General features: G+C 41.8%; 8 protein-coding genes. All 8 read right to left on the bottom strand.

Features of this window, described 5'->3' with window-relative positions; translation table 11 throughout:
- On the bottom strand, positions 1-378 hold a 378-nt coding region (locus Q7J27_08910; GenBank protein ID MDO9529266.1), incomplete at its 3' end, for a Gfo/Idh/MocA family oxidoreductase.
- 203 nt (positions 379-581) lie between these two features.
- A complete protein-coding gene (gene lpxA, locus Q7J27_08905) occupies positions 582-1355 on the bottom strand; it encodes an acyl-ACP--UDP-N-acetylglucosamine O-acyltransferase (protein ID MDO9529265.1) in 774 nt (257 codons plus the stop codon).
- Positions 1356-1472: 117 nt separating this feature from the next.
- The gene (gene lpxD / locus Q7J27_08900; protein MDO9529264.1) at positions 1473-2507 is read right to left on the bottom strand and encodes a UDP-3-O-(3-hydroxymyristoyl)glucosamine N-acyltransferase; all 1035 of its coding nucleotides are present in this window, start codon (positions 2505-2507) and stop codon (positions 1473-1475) included.
- A 118-nt stretch (positions 2508-2625) separates the two neighbouring features.
- Positions 2626-3162 (bottom strand): OmpH family outer membrane protein, encoded by a 537-nt coding sequence (locus tag Q7J27_08895; protein ID MDO9529263.1) that lies wholly within the window; start codon positions 3160-3162, stop codon positions 2626-2628.
- 164 nt (positions 3163-3326) lie between these two features.
- Complete coding sequence (gene bamA / locus Q7J27_08890) at positions 3327-5978, bottom strand: outer membrane protein assembly factor BamA (protein ID MDO9529262.1); 2652 nt, start codon at positions 5976-5978, stop codon at positions 3327-3329.
- The gene (locus Q7J27_08885) at positions 5971-6642 is read right to left on the bottom strand and encodes an ABC transporter ATP-binding protein (GenBank protein ID MDO9529261.1); all 672 of its coding nucleotides are present in this window, start codon (positions 6640-6642) and stop codon (positions 5971-5973) included. The genes bamA and Q7J27_08885 overlap by 8 nt, the downstream gene beginning before the upstream one ends.
- Before the next feature lie 146 nt (positions 6643-6788).
- Positions 6789-8066, bottom strand: coding sequence for a lipoprotein-releasing ABC transporter permease subunit (locus Q7J27_08880; protein MDO9529260.1), 1278 nt, complete (start codon positions 8064-8066; stop codon positions 6789-6791).
- 134 nt (positions 8067-8200) lie between these two features.
- Positions 8201-9676, bottom strand: coding sequence for a lysine--tRNA ligase (lysS, locus tag Q7J27_08875; protein ID MDO9529259.1), 1476 nt, complete (start codon positions 9674-9676; stop codon positions 8201-8203).
- Between the last annotated feature and the right edge of the window lie 620 nt (positions 9677-10296).

Here is a 10296-nt window from a genome sequence, read left to right as displayed (position 1 = left end):
AGGGTTGAACCTCTCAACGAATCCTATCTGAAGCATTACCCCATTCTTATTGGCAATTGAGATAAGCTCATCAGCTTCTTCAAGGGTTTCTGTAATAGGTTTTTCGAGAAGAACATCAATCCCTGATTCAAGGAAGTCTGTTGCTACTTTGTGATGTAATACTGTCGGAACAGCAACACTTACCGCATCGACCTTTCCTATAAGATCGCGGTGGTCATAGAGGGCTTCACATCCGTATTCTTTTGCGGCTGACTGTGCCCGTTCCTTAACTACGTCAGCCACACCAACTATTTCACTTTCCGGTAATTTATGATATTTCTGCAGGTGGTAGTTCCCGAGATGCCCTATGCCTACCACACCGACCCTTATTTTCTTCATCTGTTCCTTTTTAAAGTCTAAAGTTTCAGGTTTTAACTTTGATGGACTCGTAAAAAGTCATAAACTGCACCATTTGTCATGCTGAACTTGTTTCAGCATCTAATTATTTCAGCAAGTTAGAGACCCTGAAATAAATTCAGGGTGACAAAAAAAGACTTTTTACGAACTTGTCAACTTTAGACTTGAAACTTGAAACCTTTAACTTACCTACATATTCCTCTCTCAGATTTCCGTATAAACTCAATGAAGTGTTTTATCTCGGGAATATCTTCAACTTCCGACTCTACTCTTTTTATAGCTTCCGAAAGCAGCATAGATGATTTGAACGTAATTTTATAAGCTTTTTTCAATGCTCGTATTGTTTCTTCCGTAAATCCTCTCCGATGTAGGCCGATCAGGTTGAGTCCTTGCACCTCTGCATAATTCCCCGCAGCCAGAACATAAGGCGGAATATCCTTCGGCACAGCGGATTTACCACCGACCATACAGTGACAGCCGATATGAACGAACTGGTGAATCCCCGTCATGCCGCCGATTATAACATAATCCTCAACATGAATGTGACCGCCCAGATTAACGGCATTGGCCATAACGATGTTGTTGCCCAGTTTGCAATTATGGGCAACATGACAATACGCCATCAACAAATTATTGTCACCTATTATGGTTGTACCGATGTCGGCAGATGTTGCCCTGTTGATGGTAACATATTCTCTTATCGTGTTGTTATTTCCTATGATAACGCGGGATTCTTCCCCATTGAATTTCAGATCCTGCGGGATACCTCCCAGCGAGCAGAACTGAAAAATACGGCAATTTTCCCCTATATCCGTATGGCTTTCTATGACCACATGTGGGCCAACGACAGTATTTTCTCCTATGTTTACGTCAGAACCGATGATAGAATAGGGCCCTACCTCGACCCCTTCTGCCAGATATGCTTCAGGAGAAACAATAGCTGTTGGGTGTATATTCATAAATTCCTTTAACTCCAATATATCAAATATCAAAATGAAAAATGCAAAAGTAAAATGAAAAACCAGCCACTCTTTCTAAAATATCATCACCTTTCACAATCTTCTCATTTTAATTTTCTATTTTGATATTTTCATTTGCTCCAGTTCTTCAATCCTTTTCTGAAGAGAGATCATAGTTTTTCTCATTTCAGGCAATTTAGGAAGGAGTGCCTGTACCCGTAACCAACTGCGGTGCGGCATATGGGGAGATCCTGATACCACCTGGTTCGGTGGAATATCTTCGGGAACACCCGACTGCGCGCCAACCATGACATTGTCACCGATATCGAGATGCCCAACCAGGCCTGCCTGACCTCCAAGTATTACACTTTTCCCTAATTTTGTACTGCCGGAGATTCCAACCTGTGCCACAATAACGGAGTTTTCGCCGATTACAACATTATGGGCAATCTGAACCAGATTGTCGATCTTAACTCCCTTCTTTATCCAGGTTTTCCCAAGTGTTCCACGGTCTATAGTGGTATTGGCACCTATCTCAACATCATCATCTATCTGGACAAATCCTACCTGGGGCACTTTCAGATTATCCACTCCCGGATTTGCAAACCCGAACCCGTCACTCCCTACGACCACCCCGGCATGGAGAATCACCCTTTTACCTATTATGCATTTCCTGTAAACGGTAACATTCGGATAAAGAATCGAATCTTCGCCTATTATTGCGTCATTGCCAATAAAGACGTTAGGATATAGGATAGCTCCACTTTCAATTTTAGCCCCGCGACCAATATAAACACCGGGATAGATGGTTGCATCTTTTGCTATTTCTGCCCCATCTGCTATGAACGCATCTTCACTGATCTTTCCATCATCCCGCTGCTCGGGATAATAGATGTCAAGAATTTTTGCCATGGACGCATAGGGATCCTTGACAATTAAGAGGTTTTTGCTTGAATCTTCTATTTCGGCAGAAACCAGAACAACAGAGGCGTTGGTTGTTTCAAGTTTTTTACGATATTTAGGGTTTGCGATGAATGTAAGGTCACCTTCCCCGGCCTCATCGATACCCTTGATGTCATGAATAACAACATTGCCATCCCCTACAACCGTACCGCCTAAAATTCCAGCTATTTCACTAAGTTTCTTTTCCATTTTTTCTCAACATTTTAGTTGTTTAAAATCCCCCTTTTAATCCCCCTTTAAAAAAGGGGGAAGTTTTAACAGTTCTCCCCTTTTCTAAAGGGGAGATAGAGGGGATTTTTACATAGCCCTACTTCTTATCCTTATATGTCCTGTTAAATTCTTTTATTACTTTTTCGGTTATGTCATTTTCCTTGGAGAAATATGCAACCCCCTGGGTGTTTACATCCAGTATAATAGTATATTTTTCTTTTTTGCCGATTGTATTTACAACCTTTAATATTTCAGGGATAAGTTCCCTGGAAAGTGCCTGGTCTCTCCGTTGCAACTCTTCATTGGAATCCTTAACCAATCTCTGGTAATCCCTGAACTCTGCCTGGTAAGAGATCTCCTTCTCTTTTACAGCCTCCGGCTTCAGTATCAGACGCTGTTTGTCCAGCTCTTCCTTCAGTTTTTTCAGTTTAGCTTCTTCTTTCTCTATCTTTGCCTTGTCCTTCTCAAATGCCTTTCTAAACTCCTTTGTAGCCTCCTTCCCGGCTTCCGATAGTGTCATTATTCCTCTCACATCGATAAAACCAATCTTATCAGCCGCAATGGCTAAGGAGCCGGACATGACAAGTGACAATATAACAAAAAAAGTAAAGCCCAAAAGACCGGATTTTTTCATATAACGTTCCCCCTTTAATTTGTAAGTTAAAGATAAAAGAATGTAAATGTCAAAATAGAAAAATTTAAAGTAGGGTGGCATTTTATATGCCACCATTTACGGTCGGGTATAAAACCCGACCCTACTTAAACTTGAAGTTCACACCAAAGCCCGGAACTCAAAACTCACATAAACATACCAATTGTAAATTCCCACCTGCTTGCTGCCTCATCGCCCTTACGATCAAGGACATGGCCCCATTCCAGCCTCAATGGTCCTATGGGTGAATACCAGCGGACACCGACTCCGGCGGTCCTTCTCATATCTCCCAGATGATAACCGCTTTCCCAGGTATTTCCTGTGTCAAAAAATATTACCCCCTTCATCCCGGCGTTCTTGACAAGAGGAAATATAAAATCCAGATTAAAGCAGGCCATCGTTTCTCCCCCGATGACATCACCTGTCGCGGAATCGGTGGGACCTACATCTCTGAGCCCTCTTAGAGAGTTTATTCCCCCAAGGTAAAAACGCTCATATATAGGTATTTTTTTATCCCCGTTCTTATGCATGAATCCCGCTCGCCCACGGACACCTAATACAGTATCCATCGGAAGCGGGAAAAACCAGGTAGAACTTCCATTATATTTCGTAAAATCGGTGTCTCCCTGAAGCAACCCGCCGCTGTACTCCGTGGAGATTCTGTTTTTAGAACCTCTGGACGGAAAAATATAATCATCTGTGGTGTCCCTTGCAAGTGTACCTGTAAGACTGCTTTCTGTAATATTTCCTTCCTGCTCCTTGATATAGGTGGATGCACCCGCTTTTACATTTCTTACGTTATTTGTCGAAAGTCTGTATCCGAGGTAACCTGTTACGTATTCCCAAAGCGGGTAGCCGAGTGTAGTTCCAAATCCCTGTGTGCTCAGATCATAACTGTCGTAATCTCTTTCAGTATCCCATATCTCCCACTTACTCCACAGAGGCATATCAAAGAGCCAGGGTTCGATAAAGGAAAGTTCATAGTTGGTTGTGTTTGATCCCAGCTGGGCAGAGAGACTCAGGGTCTGTCCCCTTCCAAATAGATTTTGCTGTGATACCTGAGCCATGAAGACTGCCTGTTCCTGGGCACTGTATCCGGCGCCAATGCTGAACATCCCGGTAGGTTTCTCTTTGACATGAATATTTATATCTGTCAGGTCTTCATCAGGCCCCTTTACCGTTTGAAAATCAATCTCCTCAAAATATCGAATCCGGTTGAGTTGCATATAGCTCGTCTTCAATTTACTACTACTGTACAGCTCTCCTTCTACAAAGGCAAGCTGTCTCCTGATAACCTTATCTCTCGTCTTCGTGTTTCCACTTATGGATATCCTGTTGAAGTATACCTGATTGCCCTTTTTAATATTATAAACTACATCCACTTTCTGGTCTTTTTCACGAGGTATGGTACGTGGTGTTACATTTGCATAGGCATAACCGTCATTGTTGCACATCACGGTGAGATAATCGATATCCTTGATTACAGACTCCCTGTCATAGTAGTCTTTTTTGTTGATATTCAGTTTTTCCATGAGCTCGGCACGAGGAACGGAAAGCGTGTCACCTGCAATCTCCACAGTCCCCACCATAAACTGTTTCCCCTCCGATACGGATATCTTTACATAGACCCATTCTTTGTCATGTGTAATCTCCGGCTCACCGATTTTTGCATCAATATAACCGTTATTGAGATAGAAGGCATTCAGCTTATTTATATCCTGTTTTAATCTGTCCTCCTTGAGAATACCTGAGTCGGTAAGGAAATGGAATATACCCCATTCAGAGGTATCCATCATATCCTTCAGCTCTTTATCACTGTATGCCTTATTTCCCTCAAAGATAAGGCTCTTTATATATAGCCTCTCATTCTCTGCTACGTTAAAAATAATAACTATTTTTTTATCTTCTTCTTTCTCCGCTTTGTAACTTACCTCTGCGTTGAAATATCCCTTATTGGCATAAAGGGTTTTGATCTTTTCTGCATCTGCTTTTACCCTGTCCAGATTAAGGATCTGACGTGGTTTGACCGTTAACACCCCTTCTATTTCCTCAGTTTCTATCACATCGTTTCCTTTAATTTCGATATCGGTTATCAGGGGTTTTTCCTCTAAGGCAAATGTAATGACCTTTCCCTCCGGGCTGTCTGTAACATCTACTGATACATCGCCAAAATAGCCCATCCCGTAAATAGCCTTGATGTCAGAGGGCAGTAATCTTTCTGAAAAAATCTTCCCCTTAGTGCTCTTCAGGACGTTGTACACAGCACTGTCCTCTATCCTCTTGTTACCTGTGAATATTATTTCTGCTATCTTCTGTTCACGCGATGTTTCCAAAAATATTTTTTCCGTCAACTGGGCAGAAAGATTGCCAATACTTTCAATGCCGATGCCCTGAACAAAGAAACTCTGTGAAACCTTTCTGTCTTTAACGGTTATAACTTTAGCATCAACACTTATAAACTCTCCCATCCGGGATAGACTTCCTATTACTACAAAATCGGCACCTATCTTTCTTCCCACTCCATCGGCCAACTTCTCGTCCACCCGTTTCCCCTTGATTATTTTTAAGAAGGTATCTTTTTTGATTATCTGAACATACCCACTTTTCATGAGCTCCGTAGAGATGCCGCTGTATATCTGATCCTGCAGGTAATTCTTCTCTTTCTTGGCATGAATATCAAAAGGAAAGACAGCGATTTTTTTCAGATCTTTTGCCCTGAGATTTTGCGGGCTCAAAAGCAGCAGCAATATCAGAACAAAGAGGATTCTCTGGAATGTAAAAATTGTCTTATTATTCACTGGCATAAAGCTTTCCGTCTCGCAGGCCTGTGACACGGGACATACGGTTGGCCAACAGTCTGTTATGAGTAACTGCAACGAGGGTAATATTCTTTGTTTTGTTCAGATTTATCAGGATGTCTTCTACTTTCTTGCCGGTTTCCGTGTCAAGGTTTCCTGTTGGTTCATCAGCCAGTATTATCTCAGGTTCCATTATTAATGCCCTTGCCACAGCAACCCTTTGTTGTTCTCCTCCAGAAAGTTCCCCTGGCTTGTGAGTCATCCTATCATCAAGTCCCATTTCATTCAAGAGAATCCCGGCCCTTTCCCTTGCTTCCTGCTTGGACATGTTATTTATCAATGCCGGCATCATCACATTTTCCAGGCTACTAAACTCCGGCAGAAGATGATGGAACTGAAAAACAAAACCTATCTTTCTGTTTCTGAATTCAGCCAGTTCTTTTTCGTTCCAGTTGAAAACATTCACATCATCGAAAAACATGGTCCCGGAAGTAGGTTGATCAAGTGTTCCCAACATATGAAGGAAAGTACTTTTCCCCGCGCCGGAAACACCAAGAATTGCCAGGGATTCACCTCTCGTAACTTCAAGATTTAATCCTTTTAACACTTCGATCTTATTGCCATCCTTGATAAAGGTTTTTGTTAGATTGTTGATTTTTATCATTGTTTGTTTCTTGTCATTCTGAACTTGTTTCAGAATCTCCTGAGACCCTGAAATAAATTCAGGGTGACACTTTCCCTTTGCCACCGTTCATGCAGGGTTAAAGTCCTGCCCTACTTTGTGCCTTTGTGCCTCTGTGCCTTTATTATTTATTCATACCTAAGCGCCTCGGTTGGATCCAGCCTGGAGGCTCTGAAGGATGGATAAATTGTCGACAGAAAACATATGAGCATGGTTCCAGCAACAATAATTAAGACATCTCCGTAATTCACCTGAGATGGAAGTTCACTCAGGTAATATACATCCTGTGGCAATATCCTGAATCCGAAGAGTTTTTCAATATATAAAGATATCTTTTCCAAGTTGAGGGCGACGGCAAGACCAAAAGCACTGCCAAGGGTGGTGCCGATTGCACCGATTACAACTCCCTGAAGCATAAATATTTTCATGATACTTTTCGCGGTTGCACCCATTGATTTCAGTATAGCGATGTCTCTGTTTTTTTCCATAACAACCATTATCAAGGTACATATTATATTAAAAGCTGCCACGAGAACAATCAGGCTCAGTATAATAAACATAACCCTCTTTTCCAGTTTCAGGGCAGAAAAGAGGTTTTTATTCATCTGCATCCAGTTTCTGGCCCAGTACGGATGCCCCAGCTTGTTCTCGATAGACTCTGCTATTTCCTTCGCCTTATAAATATCAGTCACCTTGATCTCTATTCCAGTTACAATATCGTCCATATTGAGGAATTTCTGGCATTCCTTCAGTGACAAAAAAGCAAGTGATGAATCATATTCATAAAACCCGGAATCGAAAATCCCGACGACGAGGAATTTTTTCATCCTTGGAACCAACCCCATAGGGGTGGCAACACCCATAGGAGAGAGAACGCTCACCGTGTCAAAAAGAATCGCTCCCAAGTTTCTAGCCAACTCTTTTCCGATAACAATTCCCGGAAAGGAAGCAACATCAGCTTTGAGCTGAAGCGTTTTTCTCCCCTCCTCGGAGAGATAATCAACACTCCCCTCTTTCATCTTTCCTAAATTTATTACGTTCTTTGCACTCTCAGTTGATAATCCTCTCAGTACCACACCACTTAAACTCTGCCCCCTTTTTAACATGGCCTGGCTGTATATAAAGGGAGTCGACGCAACGACACCCTCAACCTCTTCAACCTGCCTCATTACTTCTTTGTACTCCTTGATACTGCTTCCATACTCCATGAGGACGATATGAGAATTAACTCCCAATATCCTGTTTCTGAGTTCGGTTTCAAACCCATTCATAACTGCAAGTACAATAATCAGTGCTGCAACGCCTAAGAATATTCCGGCTATGGAGATGAATGTGATGATTGAAACAAAAGCCTGCTTCCTCTTTGCCCTGAGGTAACGCAGGCCGATGAAAAGTTCATAGGACATAATAAATTTCCAAGTGCCAAAGGCACATATTAATAAAGCTGGTTTATTGGCTTTATTGGTTCTATTGGTTGAATTAGTTCTGTTGGTTAACCAATAAACTAATAAAACCAATTAAACTAACTGAACTAATAAAACTATTTCTTTCTCATGTGTGGAAAGAGGATAACATCCCTGATGGAAGCAGAATCGGTAAACAGCATGATCAGTCTGTCTATCCCTATTCCTTCTCCCGCCGTTGGAGGCATACCGTATTCCAGTGCCCCGATATAATCCTCATCCATTTCGTGGGCCTCTTCGTCTCCCGCCTCTCTTGCCTCAAGCTGCATCAGAAACCGCTCTCGTTGATCTACGGGATCGTTCAGTTCCGAGAAGGCATTGGCAATCTCTTTACCACATATATAGAGCTCAAAGCGGTCGACAAACCCCGGATTATCGGCACTTTTCTTCGAGAGTGGAGAGACCTCTATAGGATAACTTGTAATGAAGGTCGGTTGAATTAAATTTTCCTCCACAGCTTCGTCAAATATTTCCATAATCACTTTTCCAAGTGGCTCTTTTCCAGTAATCGGAAGTCCTAAACTTCTTGCAAACCCTACGGCCTTTCCGACATCTTCAAGAACATCGGATTCGACCTTGCAGTATTTTATGATGGCTTCCTTTACGGTTATCCGCTGCCAGGGTGGTGTAAGATCTATTTGGGTTCCCTGGTAATCAATTGTAAGTGTGTCAAAAAGTTTTTGTGAAATATAGGCGATAAGCTCTTCCGTCATAACCATCAGATCTTCATAGGTCGCATAGGCCTGATAGAATTCCATCATTGTAAATTCAGGATTATGGAAGGTGGATATCCCTTCGTTTCTGAAACTTCTGTTTATTTCGTAGACTCTCTCCATTCCTCCCACAACGAGGCGTTTTAGATAGAGCTCAGGTGCTATCCTCAGATAGAAGTCCATCCCAAGAGCATTATGATGAGTCTTAAAGGGACGTGCTATAGCACCACCAGCCATTGGTTGCATCATGGGTGTTTCCACCTCAAGAAAGTCCCTCTCATCCATAAAATTACGGATTGATTGAATGATGCGGCTCCTGATATAAAATGTCTCCCTGACTTTTGGATTAACAATCAAGTCAATGTGTCGCTGACGGTATCTTGTCTCGATATCGGTAAGACCATGCCACTTCTCCGGTAGAGGTCTCACCGCTTTTGCTAAAAGCTTTATCTCGTCCGCTTCAATTGTCAATTCTCCGGCCCTTGTCTTGAAGACCTTCCCGGCGACAGAAATAATATCTCCTATATCAAGCCTTCTAAATAGAGAAAAGTCCTTTTCTCCCACCGTATCTTTTCTGATATATGACTGAATTCTCCCTTCTCTGTCCTGGATATCGATAAAGGTAGCCTTACCAAAATTTCTGACGGCCATAAGCCTTCCGGCCAGAATAAATCTCTCATCTAACTGCTCAAGGGTATCTTTATCCATATCACCAAAGCGGGTAATGATTGCTTTCGTGGTGGCAGTTACTTCTATCCCACCTGGATACAGATCAATGCCATCGGTTTTAAGAGATTCTATTTTTTCTTTTCTCTTCTTGAGAAGTTCACTCTCTTCCATAGAAACACCCGTCTAATATGAAAATAGAGGAATCAGAATAGAAAACCCTTATTTGAAGTTAGTTTGATCCTCTTCTGAATCCTCAATTCTGGCTGATAGTTCACAAAAAGTTAATATGAATTCTGAGGAAACTATATTTTTTCGATGATTTAGTCAAGCAGTATTAAAGGACGGCACTATTTAAGAAACCCCTCTTATATCCATTGACGACTTCATCCATCGTAATTGGTTTACTCTTTGAGACATTTGAAAAATATGGTTTGAAGGACAATTGAAGCTCCCCGCAACAAGTTGCGGGGAATCTCCGACTGCTAAGGAAAATATTTTTTATTTTCGCTCACTAACCCCGCCGCAAGCAGCGGGGAATGCGCTCGCTGTTCAGTTCAAGATATAGAATGGTCAAAAATGTCCTGAGCATTCAAAGGCCATATTTTCAAAGATTTTTCTTTAATAAAAATTGAGTTTTTTTATTTCCTTATCTTTGATGCACTCGTAAAAAGTCCGTTTTCTTCGCTCAGAACCATTTTGTGGATGCTGTTATTGCCCGGCTAAAAATCTAAAACTCGTGCTTATGCACTCAAACAGTTAGATTTTCTTAACGCCGGTCACTACCACCATCT

The organism is Syntrophales bacterium (genome assembly GCA_030655775.1).
GTDB lineage: Bacteria > Desulfobacterota > Syntrophia > Syntrophales > JADFWA01 > JAUSPI01.
The sequence above is the reverse complement of the archived record's forward strand: the minus strand, read 5'-3'. Positions and strand labels throughout refer to the sequence as shown.